Here is a 22134-nt window from a genome sequence, read left to right on the forward strand (position 1 = left end):
TAAGTAAAACAAAAAAGGCAGTTTGTCTTAAGCGTAAATTATATTATTGGTACCGAAGGGCGAATATCACTAACTGAAAAATAGTTTGGCTTTTTTTTACACACAATAATTTTTAGATGAAGTTTTTACTTACTAAGATGTTAGTAGCTAAGTGGTACATTTGGCTTCCATAAAACTTTGCGCTTGGATGTGATTCTGTCTACAGAAATATATTACGTAAAAAACACGTTACTATTCTCATTAAAAATAGTAACGTGTTTTTGTTGTTTAAAAATAGCCTGAATCGTAAAGTTCATGAATGTTAGAGTAGTTTTAAATAGCCATTCATTAATTACTGAAAACACTTTGTATTAATGGAAGTTTCACCTATATGACAAGATGAGATTTCCGGTATTTACCAGGCGTTTCGTTAGTGAATTTTTTAAAAATTTTAGTGAAGTAGCTTTGATCAGTAAAATTGAGTGAAGCACAGATGTCAGATAAAGAATAGGTTGTAAAAGTTAATAATTTCTTTGCTTCTTCGATTCGTTCACGCTGAATATATTCACTTAATGAAATACCAACTTCTTTTTTAAATAATATAGATAAATAATCCGAATTCACGTTTGAAAATGTAGCAAGTTGTTTAACAGATATTGGATTGTAAATATTTTTGAAAATGTAGTTTTTGCAAATAGCAATAGTCTGTGAATGTTGCTGTGTTTTTTGTGCCTTCACACGGTCTGCAAAAGTACAGAAAACATTTTTTAATAAATGCCAAACAGATTCTTTGTCTTTTAAATTTTCTGTTCTTTGGATGTGTAGATCATAAATCTTGTAAGCAATCCCGGATGGAAGCCCTCCTTTTATCGCATATCTAGTAGCGAGTGTAATGGATGAAATACAAATGTTTTTATGTCTTCTTAATTGATGGAATGAAGGTAAGGATGAAAGAATCTCTTGTTGAAATACATAATAATATTTGAGTACTGTTTCTTTATCCCCGTTTTCTATAGCTCCAAGTAGTTGTTGCTCTAAATACAAATTATGACAGATAGATTCGTTATTTTGCATTGAAATATATACATCTTCGTTTAAGATACTGCTATGACTTACATGAAATGAGTCACTTTTATTTGCAAATGTACTTACATTTGAAATTTTTTTATAAAGAATGTTATGGAACAAAATCGCCATATTTACAAAGAAATATTGATCTTTGAGTGACAATGAAAAGTAATAGTCTCTTGTTTTTTTATAATTCGGCATAAAATGAAAGCTGCTATCCGTTTCGTTTTTAGAAAAGCTTACATCTGTTACAGGTCCAATAATAACAGTGCCGTTCACCATATAATCGCTCTTTATGTGAATTAAAATGAAGTGCCCTAGATGTTGGTGAGTCCTGAAGATGGGAGAATTATATGAATCATTTCTCTGATAAAGCATATGTAACTGTTCTATTTTTGATGTATACAATGAAAGTGAATCATTTTTTGATGTAAAAGCTAAAAGAATATTTTTGTTGCAATCTAAAAAACAAACTGGAACTTCAAAAGATTGGAAAAACATATTGCAAATGTACTCTATCTCAACTAGACTGAGCTTTTTAGTCATATTCTTCCTCCTTACAGTTGTGCGTGATAGTTGAATAAACACATATTCCTTTTTTCATAAGTAGAAACGGAAAAACTTTATCAATAAAAATTATAAACTTCTAAGAATAATACCATAATTTAACATGAATAGCACATATTATTTGAATATACAGGTAATAGTTTTGGGGAGTAGCATAAAATATGAATCATCACACTTATTTGCTAGTTACTGCTAACATGTATCAAAAAATGTTTAAGATTGGATTCAAATAGAGATAAGAGGGGGAGATTAACGAATTGGCGCCTAAGTAATTAGTAAAAATTAGCGATGAAAGCTACTATGTAACAATAATAATTATTTTTGAAGTAGAGACATAAGTGAAATGTAGGAGAGAAAATTACATATATCATACGGGGAGACGACGTAATAGTAGAAATAAGAACAGTGAATAAGTGATTGTAAACAATGGGGTGTGGGGACAACTATGTTTTATGTTATTCGTTCAAGGCTAATACTTTGTACACAATTTTATTTTTAGATGGTAATAGTAAAAAATAGATTTTTAAAATGATAGAAGTAGTAAAGGGGATAATAGAGAAATGAAAAAAATATTAAGTGTGCTTCTAGTTGTATTCTTAACATTTTCAGCGTGGTCTAATGAATTAGTAAAGGCAGCTTCACCAACCAAAGGTTCTTTAACAATTCATAAGTACGAACAAGAAAAAGAGGGAACAACAGGAGTAGAAGGTGATGGTTCCGCAAATCAAGAGGTGCCAACAAATGTGAAGCCGTTAAAAGGTGTAACGTTTGAAGTAAAAAAGGTTGCATCGTTTGAAAAAATTTCAAATGATGGGAAAATCGTGAAAGAAGATGTGAAACCTGTAACGGGGGCAACTCCATCTCAAGTAGTAACTGATGATAACGGACAAGCTGTATTAAAAGATCTTCCGCTAGGACGTTATGAAGTGAAAGAGGTGGCAGGCCCTCCACATGTTAACCTAAATCCAAATACGTATACAGTAGATATTCCATTAACGAATAAAGAGGGTAAGGTGTTAAACTATGATGTTCATATGTATCCAAAAAATGAGATTAAACGCGGTGCAGTTGATTTAATAAAAACTGGTGCAAACGATAAAGCATTAGCGGGTGCAGCATTCTCTGTATTTAAAAAAGATGGAACAGAAGTGAAAAAAGATTTAGTAACGGATGCTAATGGTCATATTCGTGTGCAAGGATTAGAGTATGGAGAATACTATTTCCAAGAAACAAAAGCTCCGAAAGGCTATGTAATAGATCCAACTAAACGCGAGTTTTTTATTAAGAACTCAGGAACAATTAATGAAGATGGAACAATTACTTCTGGTACAGTAGTTAAAGTAGAATTGAAAAACTATGAAGAACCAACTATTGATAAAAAGATTAATGGTAATTTGGAAGCGTTACCAATAAATCCGTTAACTAATTACAATTATGATATTAAAACATTAATTCCAGAAGACATTAAAGAATACAAAAAATATGTGGTAACAGATACTTTGGACAATCGATTAGTGATGCAAGGAAAGCCAATCGTGAAGATTGATAGAGCGGAAGTAAATGCAAGCGTTGTAGATGTAGCTGTAGAAGGTCAAAAAGTAACAGCTACAGTAAAAGATTTTACAAAATTAGATGGTAAAAAAGAATTTCATTTACAAATTAAATCACAAGTAAAAGAAGGAGTACCATCTAGTTCGGAAATTTTAAATATAGCAAAAATTGATTTTACAAATAAAAATGATGTAATTGGAGAAAAAGAATCTAAACCAGTAGTTGTTGTTCCGACAACTGGAATTATTGAGTTATCAAAAATTGATGGTGATAATAAGAAGAAATTAAAAGGTGCAGAGTTTGTACTTAAAGATAAAAATGGGAAAATAGTTGTTGTAGCAGGAAAAGAAGTAATAGGTGTATCAGATGAAAATGGTGTTATTAAGTGGTCTAACATTCCATACGGAGACTATCAAATTTTTGAAACAAAAGCACCAACATATACAAAAGAAGATGGTAAAACAGCTTCTTATCAATTATTAAAAGACCCAATTGATGTAAAGGTTAGCGAAAATAATCAAACGGTTAAATTAACGATAGAAAATAATAAAAGTGGATGGATTCTTCCAGTAACCGGTGGTATAGGAACGACTCTTTTTACTGTACTAGGCCTTACGTTAATGGTTACAGCAGCGTTTGTTTTCTTTAGAAAAAAATTTGCTAATAAATAAAGTTTTAGGAACATGTAACCATGTGATGTGAAAAGGGGAGAAGCAAAATGCTTTCCTCTTTTCGATATTTTAGTATATACAGAGGTGGAAATATGAAACGAAATCTTTTTTTAGGAGGTATTTTTTTATTTGGATTAGGTATTTTTTTATATCCTACTATTAGTAATTGGTTGGCGACTCGTGCTCATTATTCTGAGATTAGTTCTTATGATAAGAAGATTAAAGCGCTACAAAAGAAAGAAATTGAACGTAGGGAAAAAGAAGCAGCCGACTATAATAAACAAGTTCAAACTTCCACGAAAACATTTGCAGATCCATTTGCTGAGGAAAATAGAAATCAACAAGCGTATGCCGATGCGTTAAATTTAGGTGATGTAATGGGGTATATTGAAATATCGAAAATTAAAATAAAACTGCCAATCTATCAAGGTACCTCTGAAGAAGTATTGAGTCGGGGGATAGGTCATTTAGATTATTCGTCACTCCCGGTAGGTGGTGAGAATACGCACACTATTTTAACCGGACATCGTGGTTTACCATCAGCAAAGTTATTTTCAGATTTAGATAAGTTAAGTGAAGGAGATCTTTTTTATATTCACTCTTTAGACATAATTCTTGCTTATAAAGTAGATCAAATTAAAGTAGTTTTACCACACGAAACGGACGATTTGAAAATTGTGGAAAATAAAGATTATACAACATTAATTACATGTACGCCTTATGGAGTAAATACAAATAGATTGCTCGTTCGAGGTGAGCGTGTAGAGTTCAACCAGAAAGAAAAACAAGAAATAAGTACAGAGGTATTTATGTTTAATAAGTGGACGGTAATAGTTGTAATAGTTCCAATCCTATTGTTATGTGCGTTTCTAGTCGTAATTTATAAGAAAAAAATAACTAGATAAATTGCATGTATCCCGCAATAACGGGCAGTGGATCCATTAATTTAGGGATAAGTAAGGAAGGTATAGAAGGGATGAAGTAAATCCACACTGATTAATGTTCACTTTTTTTGACAGTAGAAAAATACGGTAAAGGTGGGAACAAGGAAATTGAGGCTACGATTAAAGCTGGTAAGTATTCATTTAATGGTTTTGTTAATGATATGTGTAAGTTTTGTCATATATGTACCAAAAGAAGTTTATGGATCCACGGTAGACTTAAAAGGTTTAGGTGACATATCGCGTTATAATGCAGTTATCTTTGGTAACCATAAAGCAGTTGGTGGAGACGTTGAAGGTGCAATCGCAGTTCAAGGTGATATGGATGCATCAGGTTATACGATTGTAGGTGCAGCGGCAGGTACATCTAATATAGTTGGCGAAAAATGGAGTGATGAAGGATATCCGTCCTTGTTATTGTCTGGAAAATTTAAAAAATCAAGAGATGAATCTTTTATCATTCAAAACGGAATAGTCGTTATGACAAAAGAGAGTGATCCAGATCGTACAATACAATCTTCTTATGATCGTATTGTTTTTAAAGAAAAACAAGAAATTGATGCGAAATTTAATGAGTTCCGTAACATAGTGAACCAAGTCAATCAAGATGCAGGTCAATATAAAACGAATACCCCAATTCCAAACATGAGTTTTGGCATCGGAAAAGAGATAAACAATCCTAATATTTATGTTTCATCAGAATTGACAGGGAAAATAAATTTAGAAATAAGAGATGTATTTTTACCCAATGCTAAGGACAAAGATTTTATTGTTATGTACTCGGATGCAAGAGAGGTTACATTTAAAAATGGGTCTATTCTATATGACACGAATAATATAGGAAGGGCTACAGAGATAATTCCTACATCACAACCCTATTCTCCAGATTCACCGTTTACTGAGCTATATGGGAAAGTGATTTGGGTATTTCCTAATGCGAAACAAATCACAGCAGAGGGGTATGGTGTTGTTGGAAGTGTATTTGCTCCAAATGCTGTATTAGAAACAAAAGGCGGCTCAATTAATGGACAAGCATTTGTCGGTGCAGTGCAACAAACTGGTGGATTCGAATTTCACAATTTCAAATTTAACTGGAAACATTGGAACAAGCCTAGTACAGGAAAAATAAAAATAAAAAAAGTAGATAGTAATAATGATGATAAAAAATTAGTGGGAGCAAAGTTTTATATAGAAGATTCAAACGGAAAAGTAGTTGGGGAGTTAATAACAGAGGAAAAAGGAGAAACGATATCTAAAGATTTACCAATAGGAAACTATAGCCTAGTGGAAATAGAAGCGCCTAAAGGTTATGAATTATTGAAAGATAAAGTAGCTGTAAAAGTAGAAAAAGATAAAGTAATAGAAATGAAAATAGGAAATAAAAAATTGCCAGATCCAATAGGGAAAATAAAGCTGGTGAAAGTAGACACAAATGATAAAAATAAAAAGCTAGCAGGAGCAAAGTTTTATATAGAAGATTCAAACGGAAAAGTAGTTGGGGAGTTAATAACAGAGGAAAAAGGAGAAACGATATCTAAAGATTTACCAATAGGAAACTATAGCCTAGTGGAAATAGAAGCGCCTAAAGGTTATGAATTATTGAAAGATAAAGTAGCTGTAAAAGTAGAAAAAGATAAAGTAATAGAAATGAAAATAGGAAATAAAAAATTGCCAGATCCAATAGGGAAAATAAAGCTGGTGAAAGTAGACACAAATGATAAAAATAAAAAGCTAGCAGGAGCAAAGTTTTATATAGAAGATTCAAAGGGAAAAATAGTCGGAGAGCTAATAACAGATGAAAAAGGAGAAGCGATATCTAAAGATTTACCAATAGAAAACTATAGCTTAGTGGAAATAGAAGCGCCTAAAGGTTATGAATTATTGAAAGATAAAGTAGCTGTAAAAGTAGAAAAAGATAAAGTAATAGAAATGAAAATAGGAAATAAGAAATTGCCAGATCCGGGTGGGAAAATTGAAATTGAGAAAGTTGACGACAAGGATATCAATTTAAAACTAAAAGGTGCTGTATTTCAAGTGTTAAATAAAGAAGGGAAAGAAATTGCTAGATTAACAACAGATGAAAAAGGAAAGGTCATTTCCAGGCAATTAGTACTAGGAAAATATACGATTAAAGAAATAAAAGCACCAAATGGATATATGTTACTTAGAGATCCAATAGAGGTAGAAATTACAGAGGCAGTAAGGACACAAAAAATAACAGTAAAAAATGCGAAGAATAATTGGATGATTCCTAATACTGGTGGCAGCGGTACAACAATTTTTTATGTGGTTGGTATTTTGGTAATGTTTGGTGTGTTATATTTCTCTAAGAAAAATCATGTGTAAATAGTTATGAAAACAGTATATATAATGAACTGTTTTCATAAAATTAGACAGATTTTGCATTAGACAATTTTAATGGCATGAATTCGGTATTGTACCGGGCTCATGCTACTGAATTTCCCCTTAATTCGTTTGTTGTGATAATAATCATTATATTTTTATGACGTTTAACAATTCATTTTTTGGCTAAAGTACCACATAACGGAATAATAGAAAAGTTACATTCGACTGAATGGTTTTATTTAATAAATCCAATTTGCTTCTTAGTTCATTCGGAAACAACTTTAAACTTTTCTTTCATATTAGAGGAGGGATATATGTTTCTTAATTTGTTGAAGCAGGAAAGGTTATAGTAAACATAGAATATATTAATAAATCAAAATGTTTACGGGGCGAAAATGATGGTAATAAAACAAGATGAAATTAAAGTAGTAGTTGGAGCTGGAGTGTTTAATAATAATCCAGGTTGGATTCAAACGCAAGAAGAAGAACTTAATTTACTAGACAATACCACTTGGGAAGAAAGATTTGAATACAATTCCATTTCAGCTATTTTAGCTGAGCACGTATGGGAACATCTTACGTTTGAAGAAGGTGTAAAAGCAGCTGAAATTTGTTATGAATTTTTAAAACCATCAGGTCATATTCGATGCGGCGTCCCTGATGCATTTTTTCCGGATGAAACATACCAAAATATAGTTCAAATAGGCGGACCTGGGCCGAAAGATCATCCTGCTGCAAGTCATAAAATAGTTCATAATTACAAAACATTAACGAAAATGTTTGAAACGGCTGGATTTGAGGTAGTTCTACTTGAGTATTGTGATGAAAATGGTCAATTTTATTACAACGACTGGGATGCGAATGACGGGGTTATTTTCCGTTCGAAAAGGTATGATTCTAGGAATCGAGGCGATAAACTTGGTTTTCCATCGTTAATTGTTGACGCAATTAAAAGATAAGTCATTCAAATAAAGTAGGTATTAGTTCATGAGTCGCAAATGCGGCTTTTTTATTTATAATAAATCAATTTTCAAAATGTCATCTACACATTAAATTAATATTTAGTTGCCATATAGATTTCTTTTATGTATAAATTCGTGTAAAATAAGAACATATATTCTGCGCGAGAGTGAGGGGAATAAATATGTTAGCTGAGATAGAGAAACAATCTAATGGGTATATTGTAAAATTTCAACGCCAATTTCCTTATACGATAGAGGAAGTTTGGTCTGTGTTAACTGAAAACAGTAAGCTTAAAAAATGGATGTCTAATTTGCAGATTGAAAACCTTAAAACAGGTGGAATGATAAAGTTCGATATGATGGATGGTTCATTTTTAAATATTGATATTTTAGAGTGTCAACTAAATGCAGTACTTGAATTCAAATGGGATAAAGATCGTGTCCGATTTGAAATACATAAAGCAGGAAATGGATCCCTATTACTTCTTAAAGAATTCATTCATGAATTAACAGATCATACACCGAAAGATATTGCTGGTTGGCATATTTGTTTAGAACTTTTTTCTTCCGTGTTAGAAGGAAAAGAGAAAGAATTTCCAAAAGATGAGTGGCAACAATGGTTTGAAAAATACAAGGTTAAGATTCATGAACTGAAAGGATAATTACATAATAGGTAATATTCATTATGTAATTATTATATTATGAAAATGATTTTTTAAGAAAATAAGAATAGAGGTTAATATGAAAGTAAATCAATTAATTGCAAATAACATAAATAAATTAGATGCTATCATTCCGTTTAATAAATCATTTGGTATTGCTGGTTTATCTGGATCTGGAAAAACAACTCTTTGTCAAACAATTGGTGAAGAATCAAAGAAGCGTCTAGTTTCCTTATTGCCAAAGGCTGAATATCAATATTTATTTCCTAATATAATGGAGACTAATTTTAGTGCTATTAAGATGGAAGAAATGCCTTTAGTCCTTTTTTTAGGGAAATCATCGATTTCTTCCAATCCGCGCTCGACAATTGGTACTCATACAGGTGTTTTTAAAGAGATTCGTGAAAAACTTGCTGAAGAATTTAATCTATCTCCTGAGGTTTTTTCATTTAATAATCCGCTAGGTTGGTGTGCTGCTTGTAAAGGGCGTGGTACTACTAAAAATATTGAGTGTAAAAAATGTAAAGGAAAACGTTTTAGTGAAGAAGTTGAACAACATACTATTGAGTTATTTGCTACACCACATACAATTTCGGATATTAACGATTTAAGTGTTGAATCTATTCTTTCATTAGCAGAAGAATTAAATATTAGTGAAGCAAAACAACACATTTTACAAAATATTATTAATATGAACATTGGCTATTTAACATTAAATCGAATTATGGGTACGTTGTCAGGTGGAGAATTAACACGACTTTACTTAGCTGAATTCATGGCAGTAAGTGAAAATGCAGTAATTATTATTGATGAGATTTCTGTGGGGCTTGATCACGTAACATTATTACAAATATTAGAAGAGATCAAAAAATTAGGGTGCAAAAATCAAATTTGGCTCATTGATCATTCAGATACAGTACTGGATACAACTGATGAGCAATTATTCTTTGGACCTGGTAGTGGAAAATATGGCGGGAAAATTGTGAAAGAATCACCAAGGCCAAAGCCATTACTATCAGAACGAAATAACGAAATGCCAACAGAATATTATACATTCCATGAATTATATTGTCGAAATATCCAAATGACTAAGTTTCAGATTCCTAAAAATAGACTTGTAACTGTTACAGGGGAATCAGGATGTGGAAAATCTACACTTGTTAATGAATGTATCGCTAAAGATTTTCAAAAGCGATATCCAAAAGACAAACTTGTTATGGTAGGACAAGATCGCAATCAGTCAATTACAAGTCGATCAACCGTTGCTACTTTCCTTGATATTAAAAAGAAACTGACAAAGTATAGTGAAGAAATTGATGATATTTTTGAACGTTCAATTGAGGATATTATTGATGAACTTCCAAATGAAGATATCGCATATAAGCGCTTGAGTTTACTAATCAAATTAGGACTCGGCTATTTAACATTAGAAAGAAAAACACAAACATTATCAACAGGTGAGTTTCAATGTGTTCATTTAGTGTCGGAGTTATTTGCCAACACAAGAAACCCACATACTTTATTTATTTTTGATGAGCCTTCAAAAGGTTTATCACAAAATATTTTAAATCAATTTATAGATAGTGTCAGAGGGATTTTACAAGATGAATCAGTCTCAATCATAATGATTGAACATAATAGTTACATGCTAGAAAGTTCGGATTACATTGTTGATTTTGGGAAAAGACAGCTTGAATCTGTAGAACATCTTGATGTTATTAGTCATAATGATTATTATCGTCAAAAGAGTAGTGTGAAAAAGGCTGCGCAAATACATATTTCTTCAACGCTAAAGCGTAAAGAAGGAATTCACTATGTAAAAGAAAATCATAATAACTATTTTAAAAATGCTGAAAACGTTTATAAGGGTGGTATTTTAAAAAGTTTATCATCAATGGCCCGATTAATTTATGGCGAATATGAATCTGATACAATTGCACCAATAATTGCTATTGATCTTGAAAGACATTTGTATAGTCAATATAGTTTCTTATATGAGATTGGTGGATTAATTAATCAAATTATAGCTTCCCATCCAACCAATAAAGATACGAGAAGTTTTGATTTTTATTCACAGGATAATCACTGTCCGTCTTGTTCAGGTCGCCTTAAGATTGAAATCTTTAATAAAGACATTACAATACAAGATAAAAATGTTCCATTTTGGGGTGGTTTATTCGATCCGGAAATCATGAAAGTATTGAAATTTTATCAATATGAAAAAATAGAATTTTTATTTGAAGAAATTAAAAATGAACTCGGTCATGATTTATCAAAGAGCTATAATGATATGTCAGAAGAGGAAAAACATACATTTTGGTACGGGTATTTTGAAAAATCATTTTATGATAAGAAAGGTAAGACACGTAGAACATGGGTAGGATTTAATACGATCATTGGTGGATATATTGTGATTTCTAAAGCAGCTATTAAAGAACAAATTAAGGAATCTAAAGAAATCGTGACATGTCCAATTTGTGAGGGGACGGTTTTAAATCATCATAAATCGCTTAAGTTTGGAAACTCAGATATTCGTGAAATAATTAATCAGCCTATGGATGAAGTGTTGAACACAGTTGGTAATTTACCGGCACTCGTTAAATTGAAGTCTATAATAGGTGGAGATATGAGATTGACGGAAGATGTTTCTTTATTGCCAAGAAAAGTGCAAGTTGCACTGAAAATGTTCGAATTAGAACAAGCAAGTTTTTCAAATTATGAAATAGTGTTACAAAATGTTTTACCATTCTGGGACGAAATTAAAGGGAATATAGAATCCATTAGCGCCAATAATCAAGTAACTATTTGTGATTTTTCTAATGTTTATGAAACAAGAGAAACCATTATAGATCAGTATTTCACAAATGGAAAATATAAAAAACTAACATATGTTTACGAAGCATTTGGTTACAAAAAATTAGTTACACAAATTAATAAAATTAAAAAAAGCAACCCATGTCCATTCTGTAACGGAAAGAAAGTTATAACTGAAGATAACCTACATGATGGCGTGTTTAAATTAACAATTCCATGTGTCACTTGTAATGCAAGTGGTATTAATGATGAAGGGCTTAAAGAAATTGTTGATGGCATAGATGTGCAAACATGGTTAACTGGAACAGTTAGTGATGTTGTGGATGAAAGTTTATTAACGGAGGCCGTTGCACAAATACCGATTTTTAATCGTATTCGTGAGTTGGATAAACGAGATATGATGGCTGTTTATGAATGTTTGGAGATTAATAAGTAAAATTTTATTAGTTTATGTGTTATTAAAACCACTAACTCAATTAATATTTAGCGTGTATTCTTAATGGTAAATGTAATAGCACAGTATGATTATTACGAAATAACGAAAGAAGATCCAACTTCTTAATGTCAAAATTAAGAAGTTGGATTTTTTAGTATTTTTATGTCCCACATACAATATTTCTCACTATGGAAAGAAGTATAAGTGGAAGGGAGAATGAAAACTAAAAGGGATAAAAGGTTGATATATTATGTAATAATTATATTATAAAAATGAAAATTAGAGATAAATATAGGTCATGAGTGCTAATTTTGGTTGTTTATAAACCTTTTTGTTTTATTATCTGATTTTTTAAATTTAACAGAAATATATACTTGAATGAAGTATATATTTCTGTTAAATTTATCCTATGGACAGAACAAGTTTAATTAAAGGTCATTTAGAAATGTGTGTATTATCGATTTTATCGAGAAAGAAAAGTTATGGATATGAAATTATGAAAGAGCTTGAAGTACACAATTTAAAATTGAAAGGAGTAGGAAGTATTTATCCCATTTTAACTAAGTTGAAAAATCAAGAATGGGTAAATACATATCAAGAAGTAACAGCCAGTGGCAAAGTTAGAATTTATTATGAAATTAATGACAGCGGGAAAATACGACTTGAGAAGAAAATTAATGAGTGGCTAGAATTGCAATCTGATATTCAAACATTATTAATAAGCGGTTTGAAAGGAGACCTTTTGAAATGAGGAATGAATTAAAAGGTAAAGAACAGCAATTTTTAACTGACGTACTTAAAGAATTAAAGCAATACGATATAAGCATAGAAGAAAGGGAAAATATTAAACGACAATTATTAGAACATTTTCAAGAATGTCGTGAAGATGGTGAGGATAGTATAAATAATCTAGGAACTCCTCAATTATTTGTTCAAGATTTTTTGGAAATAAATGAAATTGATATACGAGTAAAAATGAAACAATTTCAAAATGTAAACGGAAAATCAAATGCATTACTATTAAGTGGTATATTCATCGCATTTATTACTTACCTCACCTCACAAACTACACTTTCAATATTTTTAACTGAATCATTTCATTCAACTCATAGTAAAAATTCATTTAATTATAATCTTTTATATCGTATAGCAGAGAATCAGTGGTGGAACTATGTATTAATAATGATTAGTTTTACGCTCTCTGTATTAGTATTTATTAGCCTAGTAATTTATAAAAAAAGAAAGCTATCTAAAGTATAATGAAGAAAATTATCTATAAAGTATTTCAAATTTGTATTCTTTGTAATGTATTAATATTATGTATCGTACATCCAAAAGTTTATGCTGAGCAAAATATTAAAGTTACTTTAGATAAGTACATTGAAAAATTTATAAAGGAGCAGAACATTCCAGGAGCTTCTGTTGCAATTGTACATCATAAAGATGTATTCTTCGCAAAATCGTGGGGAATTACTGGAGAGTCTGAAAAAAAGGTAACTAGTAAAACGCCGTTTGCAATCGGTTCAATAAGTAAATCTTTAACAGCTTTAGCTATAGTAAAGTTAATAGAAGATAAAAAAATAAAATTAGAGGATTCAGTTCAACAACATCTCCCTTGGTTTAAACTAAAAGATACTCAATTAACCTCGAATATAACAATCCAACATCTACTAACTCATACGAGTGGAATAAATACATTTGAAGGTTTAGCATTATCAGATAAGCAATTAAAAAGTTCTACATCATTAAAAGAAAATGTAATGAAACTTTCAAATGTAAAATTAACGGCTCCACCAGGGGAAATATATCAATATAGTAATGCGAATTATATTGTTTTAGGTGCACTTATTGAGGAAGTAACAAATGAAACATATTCTTCATATATGGAAAAGCATGTTTTTCAGCCATTAAAAATGAATGGTGCAGCAGCAAATAAAGATAGTGCATATGAAAAAGGATATTTAACAGGCTATCAATCTTGGTTTGGAATACCAAGAAAAAGTGTAGTGTCCTATGATAATGCCGGGACACCATATGGTTATATTACCGCGAATTTGGAGGATATGATTCAATATATTATGTTTTTAAATCGTCAAGAGCACACTCAATTTTTAAAGAGAGAAAACATTGACCTTTATTTATCACCACTTTATAAAATAAATCCAGAAAAAAGTTATGGGTTTGGATTAAGAACAACGAATTTAAATGACAACGAAACGATGATTTGGCATTCAGGATCTACCCCCGATGCTCATGCTGAAATGTTTATTTTAAATAATAGCGGTTGGGGTGGTGTAATCTTAACGAATAAAAATCATGTATTAGAAGAGGGGGCACTAGTGGTATTGAAAAAGGGGATTATTAGTATTTTGAATGGTGAAGAACCTAATGAAGTTCCTAAAAATATCCCAATCACACAAATTGTTATGTCGTTAGTTATACTCATACTTTTCATTACATCAATTATGTTAAATAAAAAATATAAACATAAGAAAAATCGTAAAAAATCCAATTGGTTTTTCGTAGGGAGTCTATTTCTAATATTATCAATTATTTTAATCCCACTTCTTACTTATAGCACAAATTCACCGTGGCATACGATTGAAGTATTTTCAGCAGATGTAGCCTTACTAACTAGAATTATAATAATCTTATTTGCTGTAAACGGACTAATATCAATCTTAATTGCCTTAAGAAGGCAGAAAGAAGGTAATTAATTAAAGAATTATAATTCAAGTTGTTATAAACAGTTGACTCTCACACGATGTCATTGTTTAAAATAAAGTTGAGCTTCGAAGTAGACAGAATTTTTATGAGGAAACCATGTTTAAAATTGGAGATTTTTCAAAATTATCTTCCATTAGTATACGTATGTTGAGACACTACGATAAAGTGGAGCTATTACAGCCAGTAAAAGTCGATGAGCAAAGTGGTTATCGATATTATTCAGCGGCTCAACTAAAGAAAGTAAATCAAATTCAAACGTTTAAAGATATGGGGTTTAATATCGCTACCATTAAAGAAATAATAGAATGCGATAATATGGATAGTATAAAGGAGCAATTTCTAAATCGTAGTACTCAAATTAAAGAAGACATGAATAACCTCCAAAAACAATTACGTCTCCTCGAAAACTCAATGAAAACGATGAGAGAGGATGTTGTTGAGATGAATTATCATGTTTCAATAAAAGAAATTCCAGAAAGAAATGTAGCTACTGTTAGAAAGGTTATTCCATCGTATAATTGTGAATGCGATTTATGGAGTATATTAATGCAAGAAATTCATATGAAAAATATTAGTGTGGCTCACCCGAGTTATAGTATCGCTGTCTTCCATGATCAAGAATACAAAGAAAATGATGTGGATATAGAAATACAGCTAAATATCTTAGGAAAGCATGAAAATACAAAAGATGTTCATTTTCAAAAAATAGAGCCAATCAAAGTAGCTTCTATAACAGTAAGCGGAAGTTATGAACAAATGACAAACGTAAATGAAGCAGCCGCAAAATGGATTGAGACGGAAGGTTACGAATTAGCAGGCCCAATGTTTAATATTTATCATGTGAGCCCAGCGATGGAAACGGATCCTAATAAGTGGGTTACAGAGGTTTGTTATCCAATCAACAAATAAGCAAAAAAAGGCATATTTTATGCCTTTTTTATTTTATTGTACTCAAAAGTGTATAGAAAAATGGTGTGTCTGTTGGATTCATTCACTATAAGTTTGAATGTGAGAATAAATGAGGTACTTAAAAATATTTTTCATCTAATTGAAATTGTGTTTTAAGTAAAGCCCTTAAGATAATATACAGGTGAATAAAATTAATTTAATGATATGTGTATCCTCCATCAGGAAATAATACACTACCCGTAGTAAACTCATTTTGCATTAAAAACAGGACAGTATGTGCAATTTCATCATTATGCCCAGGTCTTTTTACAAGAGAAAGAGACTTATAATCTTCATAAGCAGCTAGTCTTTTTTCGTTTTGTTCATTCTCTCTTTGTATCGTTCCAGGAGAAACAACATTAACTCTAATCGAAGCTAATTCAACAGCTAAAGCTTTTCCTAAACTTTCAATAGCACCATTACAAGCTCCATAAGCAGGAGCACCTTTAAGTGGCCTTTGGCTAAATGCACCAGACATTAACACGATAGATCCTAATTTTGAAAGAAAAGGAATGGCATATTTCACGGCATAATATTGAGGCCAAAACTTTCCGATAAAGCTACTTTCAGCAATTTCCTCTGTAGTGGTTATTGGTCCAAGTGTGTAAGAAGCCCCCGGTGTAAATAAATGATCAAATTTCCCGACATCTTTGAAAAAATTTTGTAATTGCTCTTTATTTTGATTATCCAATACATAAGTTTGAAGGTGATTGTTATTTATTAATTCTTGAGCAGCCTTTAGCTTTTCTTCCGAGCGTCCGGCAATAATAACATGTGCGCCTTGTTCAACTGCTTGTGTTGCTGTCGCTAATCCAATACCAGAACTTCCACCAATAATAACGATTTGTTTATCTTTTAATGTAGTAAAAGACATGATTAAGCCTCTCCCTTAATATAAAATTAAAAATAAATATGTGTTGCTTTTATTATTCGTTAAAAAATGGTTATTGAAAAGTAGGCACTTTACTTGTACTTAGTCGCAACTTTCGTACTAATGAAGTAGTGAACGGAGAAATAAACATGAAAAATGATTTATTATAATCTATGATGGGATGGGAGAGGTGAGAAGATGGATTTACAAGAACCTAAATTAAAAGGGGTAATAGCGACATTACAAATAATCGGTGGGAAATGGAAGCCATTGATTTTATTTATTTTGCTAACAGATGGAACGAAACGGTTTGGTGAATTAAAGAGATTAATACCCGATATATCTCAAGGAACATTAGCGAAGCAGCTTCGTGAATTAGAGCAAGATCAACTAATAAAACGTGAAATGTATCAAGAAATACCACCTAAAGTAGAATATAGTTTATCTGAGCATGGAAAAACGGTAAGCACGGTGTTGGATAGTATGTGTGGTTGGGGTAGAGGACATTTAGAATTCATCGATAAAAATAGACTATAAAATTATTATGTAAACTAAATGATTTTGCGGAAAGGTATTTTTTTGATAATTTATATTTTATTATATATAATTAAACCATGTTATTATACATAGAATCTTCGAATTGAGATGGGGTAGATGAAATCCTATATTATTCGAAGTAACTAGTTGTTCGGGGCTGAAAAAATGCATACTAGATATAAAAGAAGCTTTACGAGAATATAAACTATGAGTCTATATCGAGGATCGTCAGTATTAAACATTTCATGCATTTTACAAAGGGGAAATAATAAAATGAACGAATTAGAATACAAAAACTTTTATGAGAAAGTAGGAAGATTAAATGGGTGGGATTTCAGTAAGCTGAAATGTGAAACGGTAGGAGACACTTGGGACTTTTATGGCGAAGTGAAAGAAAGATGCAAACCATCAGACATGCTACTTGATGTAGGTACAGGTGGAGGAGAGAATGTACTTAACATAGCATCTTCAGCTAAATTGTTAATTGGAATAGATAATTCTAATGGCATGATTGAAACAGCACATTCCAACTTGAAAAAAGTAGGTGTACAAAATGTTGAGTTTCTCCAAATGGGTTCTGAAGCTTTAACGTTTCCGCATGCTTATTTTGATATTGCTTCTAGTTGTCATGCACCGTTTCTAGCATCTGAGTTAGCAAAAGTAATGAAAAAAGGTGCTTTTTTCTTAACACAACAAGTTTGTGAACATGATAAATTAAACCTTAAAGAAGCATTTGGCAGAGGACAATGCTTAGGTGAAAGAGATGGCACTTTAAAAGAAAAGTATATGAGTGAACTTATTAGTGCAGGATTTGAACTCGTGCAAGTACGTGAATATGATGTTACCGATTATTACAGTACACCTGAAGATCTCATTTTTTTATTAAAACATACGCCTATTATTCCTAATTTTGGAGAAGAGGAAGAGGATTTTACTATTTTACAAAAGTTCATCGACGCGAATAGTTCTGAAAAGGGGATTCGTACGAATTCAAAGAGGTTTATGATTATTGCTGTTAAATAATAATATACATTAGCGTAAAGGCAGATTTTCTTTTAAAGAAAATCTGCTTTTTTGTATAGAAAAAAGCAGGGTAAACTTGAAAAAAGTAGAAATAATCATAATGTAAATTTGAAAATTAAAATATGGAGGATAACTGTTTTGAAACGTTACTATATTAACAATGAAAAATTAAACGTACATATTACTGAGTGGGGAGAAAATGATAAACCCGTTATTTTTTGTTTACATGGATTAGGTAGTACAAGTTTAAGTTTTATAGAAATCGCAGAAAAACTAAAGGAAGAGTATAGACTTATATCCATTGATGCACCTGGGCATGGTAAAACACCGCCATTTGAAAGAACAGAAGATTATGAGATGCAAAACTTAGCAAATTGGTTAAATGAAATAATAAATGAACTGAAAATTGAACATTTTTATTTTCTATCACATTCGTGGGGAAGTTTTGTAGCGCTATTTTATTTGTTACATAATCCAGAAAAGGTATTAGGGAGTATTCTCATTGATGGAGGGTACCAAACGAAAAGGCTTCAAGAAGAAACGTTGGAAGAAGAAATTGCTTATTATGAAAAGGACTTTGAAGAGTATGTATTTAATAGTTGGGATGATTTCTTTAAAAGTGAAAAAGAAGTGTATACAAGATGGTCTCCATTATTAGAACTTGCAGTTAAGGATCTTGGTATAGAAATAGATAATAAAGTATGTTGGCATGCGAGGGGTACAACAGCTGGTAATATCGTAAAGGGTATGCACAAGGATGAAATAATGGATATATATGAGGAGTTACCATCTAATATAATATTACTTCGTGCTACAGTACCAGAAATTTGGGATGAGTATAGAGGGAAGACAGCGAGTATTTTTAGTGAGAGAACAAAAGCGACAGTAAAACTAATCCCGAATTCTACCCATCTGTTACATTGGGATTATCCGGAGGTTATAGTAGAAGAAATAAGAAAACATTGGTAAAGTCCAATATAATTTAAAAAGGTTGATTCTTGTAATGTATTAGAATCAACCTTTTTGAAGTGGATGTAATAAAACGTATTGAGCAAGTTGTTTGCTTAAAGTGTTATTTTTTTGCCGGTGTATTTCCCATCGCGATAGAAATTCTATTCCAACTATTAATTTGATTAATAATCAAGACAAGGTCAATATATTGTTTTTCATCATAATGTTCACATACTCGTTTGTATAGGGAATCAGGAACTCTTTTAGTAGGAATAAGTGTAATATGCTCAGCTAATTCAATTGCGATTTTTTCCTCCGCTGTATAAAAAGTACATTCACCCCAAGTACTTAAGCAATAAATTCTTTGTTCAGTCTCTCCCATTTTTCGTGCATCAGATGTATGTAAATCTATGCAGTAAGCACAGCCATTGATTTGAGAAACTCTAATTTTAATAAGTTCTCTAGTCGTTCGATTAATCGTGGATTGTTTTGTGTACTTTTCCATGTCCATCATAATTTTCATAGCATCAGGTGCAGCATCATAGTAAGAAATTCTTTGCGTCACAACACAACACTCCTTTTAGCTTAAAATATTATTCATTATATCTTGAAGTGGTCGTTCATACTAATTATTTGTACTAAAACGCAAACTGCTTAAAGCTTAGATTGTATTAGCTGAAATGTTAACGCAACAGTTCTAATACAAAAGTAGTAGTTTGTTAATTAAAGTTTCAATCTCCAGATGGATTTTTCCTGTTAGTTTTTGAAATACAATACTAATAGAAATAATGAATTTGGAGGTTTATTATAATGATTACACACATTTCAGATATTAAACTACAAACTGTTTCTATAGAAGGAGTAAAACAAGTATACAGAGATATATTATCTTTTCCGATAAAAAAAGAAACAGCATCATTTATTCAATTTGAAGTAACGCCATACACAACAATTAGTTTTCAGGAAGTGTATGAACCAATTGCACCTGCGCATTTCGCTTTTGAGATTCCATATTCAAAATTTCAAGAAACAGCAAACTGGCTTGAAGGATCTGGTTTACTCATTGTGAAATGGAAAGATGGTCATACAATTGACAAGGAGAGCGGTCGATTCAATTTATACTTTAAAGACGGTGATGGAAATCTTCTTGAAATTATCGCACATAGTTATATTAATGAAGAGGTATTAGTTTCACATTCACCGTTAAACGTTTTATACGTAAGGGAAATTGGTCTTCCTGTTAAAAGTGTACCTGTATTTACGGAGTGGTTGAAATCAAATCTAAATATGAAAACGATGGAAGATGGGGACATTTTTAACTTTGTTATAGGTGGCACTGCATACATTGTTGCAACTTGGTGGCAGCGAGCTTGGATTCCAATTGCTATGAAAGCTTTACCACCAAAAGTACACGTTTCTTTCGGAACACCAGATCAAGCATTTTTACAACGAATACAAAATAATTTGAAGAAAAATAGTGTTCCATATGAATGTAAACATAATGAAGTATTATTTATTGAGCAGGGATATACGTTTACTGTCTTGTATACACCAGAGTTCCGTTCTGATATTGCTAGTAAATTAAACTTACCACTTTCTATTTAGTTATAGAGAGCGGTAAGTTTATATTGTTTTAAAGAATATAAAATCTAGTTATTATGTTGATGTAACATTTGAGCTATTCCTTGACCAAATGACCAGTTCTCAATTGATGTCTCATGTAAAGTAATGAAAACATCAGCACTAGAGATGTGTAATATAGTAGCTGTGGTAGTTGCTATAGCATTATACAAATCCTTTTTTTGATTCATTGTTCTTCCTGGTCCACACGTAATTGAAACATAAATCATATTATTAGATCGTTTTGTTGAATCCTCTAATAGATAAGAAGAATCATAAAACAGCTGATGGGATGCATAAGGTAAAAACATTTGGAAATAATCGTTTTCGGGGATATTAAAATGTTCCATTAATGAATGATGGATTTTGATACTTACATTTTTTAATAACTTATTATCGGATAATTCTTCAGGATGATAAACAGTAACAAATGGCATATTAGAGCACTTCCTTTCTTTTGAATTCATTTTACTTCCAATCATTTCATTTGTATAATTGAAAATATATTAACTTATTATCAATAAAATCGATAAAGATGGTGTGTCAAATGGAAATAAAAGAATTAATTACATTTAAAAAAATTATTGAAGAAGGAACGTTTTCACAAGCTGCTAAACAATTAAACTATGCCCAATCAACTGTAACAGCACATATAAAAAAGCTAGAGAATGAAATAGGTTTTCTATTATTTGAAAGAGGATGGGATGCGAGATTAACAGAAGAGGGAAAACTCTTTGCAGAGGAAGTAGAAAACTTATTAACACATTGGGAGTATTCCAAATCTCAAGCACAACGTATTAGTAATGAAGAGAGAGGGAGTTTAAGGATTGGTCTATTAGAATCTTTTGCTAAAAGGTTAATTCCAATAATATTAAAGTTTTTAAACGATGAAAAACCATATATACATTGTGATTTTGTAGTGGGAAATACTGCACTTTTAGCAGAGATGATTAAACAAAATAAGGTCGATTTTGCGGTGTGTGGACATAATAATAGTTCGAATATAAAATTCACTCCAATAAGTGATGAACAAATTGAATTTATAGTAAACCATCCGAATCATCCTTTACTACAAAAAGATTTTGTTGAAGTATTTGATATTATAGATTACCCCATAATTGTAGGTGAAAATAGTTGTTTTTCATATCAATCTGTAAGTTCTTTATTAGCGGAAAATAATTTGTCTTTTAAGAGAGTATACAATTGTAGTGCTTTGAACCTTATTCCACAAATGCTCTTTGAGAATGCTATAGGAATTATACCAAAAGGTACAATTTTGAATGAAGAAGTACTATCTTTTAAGATTAAGGGTTTTAATTCTAACATTCCGATTGGTATATTAATATCTACTAAAAATAAAAATTATTTAAGTCAAACGAAACAAAAAATTATGAACATCATTAAAGTAGCCCTATAATTATGCAGAAAATAATTATAAGGCTATTTTTAATACGTATTTT

19 protein-coding genes and 1 pseudogene are annotated in these 22134 nt (G+C 31.1%); 15 read left to right on the top strand and 5 right to left on the bottom strand.

Annotated features, from left to right (window positions below):
• Window positions 1-366: 366 nt before the first annotated feature.
• A complete protein-coding gene (locus MHH42_RS12760) occupies window positions 367-1593 on the bottom strand; it encodes an AraC family transcriptional regulator (RefSeq protein ID WP_070173205.1) in 1227 nt (408 codons plus the stop codon).
• A 581-nt stretch (window positions 1594-2174) separates the two neighbouring features.
• Between MHH42_RS12760 and MHH42_RS12765 the strand changes: the two genes are divergently transcribed.
• The 3 genes from MHH42_RS12765 (at window position 2175) to MHH42_RS12775 (ending at window position 7123) form a co-directional block, all read left to right on the top strand.
• Complete coding sequence (locus tag MHH42_RS12765; RefSeq protein ID WP_070173206.1) at window positions 2175-3836, top strand: SpaA isopeptide-forming pilin-related protein; 1662 nt, start codon at window positions 2175-2177, stop codon at window positions 3834-3836.
• Between the two features lie 92 nt (window positions 3837-3928).
• A complete protein-coding gene (locus tag MHH42_RS12770) occupies window positions 3929-4741 on the top strand; it encodes a class C sortase (protein WP_081339568.1) in 813 nt (270 codons plus the stop codon).
• A 147-nt stretch (window positions 4742-4888) separates the two neighbouring features.
• A complete protein-coding gene (locus MHH42_RS12775) occupies window positions 4889-7123 on the top strand; it encodes a SpaA isopeptide-forming pilin-related protein (protein ID WP_340893443.1) in 2235 nt (744 codons plus the stop codon).
• Window positions 7124-7182: 59 nt separating this feature from the next.
• Here MHH42_RS12775 and MHH42_RS32435 read toward each other — a convergent pair.
• Window positions 7183-7266 (bottom strand): annotated as a pseudogene (locus MHH42_RS32435) (IS3 family transposase); the annotation flags it as partial.
• A gap of 252 nt (window positions 7267-7518) precedes the next feature.
• Between MHH42_RS32435 and MHH42_RS12780 the strand changes: the two are divergent.
• From MHH42_RS12780 to MHH42_RS12810, 7 genes are all read left to right on the top strand, one after another.
• Entirely contained in the window at window positions 7519-8082 is a 564-nt protein-coding gene (locus MHH42_RS12780; RefSeq protein WP_098643492.1) for a class I SAM-dependent methyltransferase, read from the top strand.
• A gap of 185 nt (window positions 8083-8267) precedes the next feature.
• Complete coding sequence (locus tag MHH42_RS12785) at window positions 8268-8747, top strand: SRPBCC family protein (RefSeq protein WP_000879008.1); 480 nt, start codon at window positions 8268-8270, stop codon at window positions 8745-8747.
• 79 nt (window positions 8748-8826) lie between these two features.
• A complete protein-coding gene (locus MHH42_RS12790; protein ID WP_340893444.1) occupies window positions 8827-11997 on the top strand; it encodes an ATP-binding cassette domain-containing protein in 3171 nt (1056 codons plus the stop codon).
• Window positions 11998-12406: 409 nt separating this feature from the next.
• Complete coding sequence (locus MHH42_RS12795; RefSeq protein ID WP_000376293.1) at window positions 12407-12748, top strand: PadR family transcriptional regulator; 342 nt, start codon at window positions 12407-12409, stop codon at window positions 12746-12748.
• A complete protein-coding gene (locus MHH42_RS12800) occupies window positions 12745-13257 on the top strand; it encodes a hypothetical protein (RefSeq protein ID WP_001243388.1) in 513 nt (170 codons plus the stop codon). The genes MHH42_RS12795 and MHH42_RS12800 overlap by 4 nt, the downstream gene beginning before the upstream one ends.
• Window positions 13257-14714 (top strand): serine hydrolase domain-containing protein, encoded by a 1458-nt coding sequence (locus MHH42_RS12805; RefSeq protein WP_070173210.1) that lies wholly within the window; start codon window positions 13257-13259, stop codon window positions 14712-14714. The genes MHH42_RS12800 and MHH42_RS12805 overlap by 1 nt, the downstream gene beginning before the upstream one ends.
• A 106-nt stretch (window positions 14715-14820) precedes the next feature.
• Window positions 14821-15633, top strand: a complete 813-nt coding sequence (locus tag MHH42_RS12810; RefSeq protein ID WP_070173211.1) for a MerR family transcriptional regulator — start codon at window positions 14821-14823, stop codon at window positions 15631-15633.
• A gap of 196 nt (window positions 15634-15829) precedes the next feature.
• On the opposite strand, the gene MHH42_RS12815 is transcribed toward MHH42_RS12810, so the two are convergent.
• Window positions 15830-16546, bottom strand: a complete 717-nt coding sequence (locus MHH42_RS12815; RefSeq protein ID WP_070173212.1) for an SDR family oxidoreductase — start codon at window positions 16544-16546, stop codon at window positions 15830-15832.
• Between the two features lie 195 nt (window positions 16547-16741).
• Between MHH42_RS12815 and MHH42_RS12820 the strand changes: the two genes are divergently transcribed.
• The 3 genes from MHH42_RS12820 (at window position 16742) to MHH42_RS12830 (ending at window position 19072) form a co-directional block, all read left to right on the top strand.
• Complete coding sequence (locus tag MHH42_RS12820) at window positions 16742-17080, top strand: winged helix-turn-helix transcriptional regulator (protein WP_000365532.1); 339 nt, start codon at window positions 16742-16744, stop codon at window positions 17078-17080.
• Window positions 17081-17353: 273 nt separating this feature from the next.
• Window positions 17354-18103: a class I SAM-dependent methyltransferase gene (locus MHH42_RS12825; protein WP_001003864.1), complete on the top strand. Its 750-nt coding sequence runs from the start codon at window positions 17354-17356 to the stop codon at window positions 18101-18103.
• Window positions 18104-18241: 138 nt separating this feature from the next.
• Window positions 18242-19072, top strand: a complete 831-nt coding sequence (locus MHH42_RS12830; RefSeq protein WP_000833435.1) for an alpha/beta fold hydrolase — start codon at window positions 18242-18244, stop codon at window positions 19070-19072.
• A gap of 103 nt (window positions 19073-19175) precedes the next feature.
• On the opposite strand, the gene MHH42_RS12835 is transcribed toward MHH42_RS12830, so the two are convergent.
• On the bottom strand, window positions 19176-19619 hold the full coding sequence (locus tag MHH42_RS12835) for a carboxymuconolactone decarboxylase family protein (protein ID WP_000194102.1): 444 nt from the start codon (window positions 19617-19619) through the stop codon (window positions 19176-19178).
• Between the two features lie 245 nt (window positions 19620-19864).
• Between MHH42_RS12835 and MHH42_RS12840 the strand changes: the two genes are divergently transcribed.
• Window positions 19865-20659: a VOC family protein gene (locus tag MHH42_RS12840; RefSeq protein WP_070173213.1), complete on the top strand. Its 795-nt coding sequence runs from the start codon at window positions 19865-19867 to the stop codon at window positions 20657-20659.
• A 44-nt stretch (window positions 20660-20703) separates the two neighbouring features.
• Here the strand turns inward: MHH42_RS12840 and MHH42_RS12845 are convergent, their stop codons facing one another.
• The gene (locus MHH42_RS12845; protein ID WP_001117403.1) at window positions 20704-21111 is read right to left on the bottom strand and encodes a tautomerase family protein; all 408 of its coding nucleotides are present in this window, start codon (window positions 21109-21111) and stop codon (window positions 20704-20706) included.
• Window positions 21112-21221: 110 nt separating this feature from the next.
• Here MHH42_RS12845 and MHH42_RS12850 point away from each other — a divergent pair, with 110 nt between their 5' ends.
• Window positions 21222-22091, top strand: coding sequence for a LysR family transcriptional regulator (locus MHH42_RS12850; RefSeq protein WP_000403088.1), 870 nt, complete (start codon window positions 21222-21224; stop codon window positions 22089-22091).
• Window positions 22092-22134 lie beyond the last annotated feature (43 nt).

Source organism: Bacillus sp. FSL L8-0099, assembly GCF_038006385.1.
GTDB classification, from domain to species: domain Bacteria; phylum Bacillota; class Bacilli; order Bacillales; family Bacillaceae_G; genus Bacillus_A; species Bacillus_A toyonensis.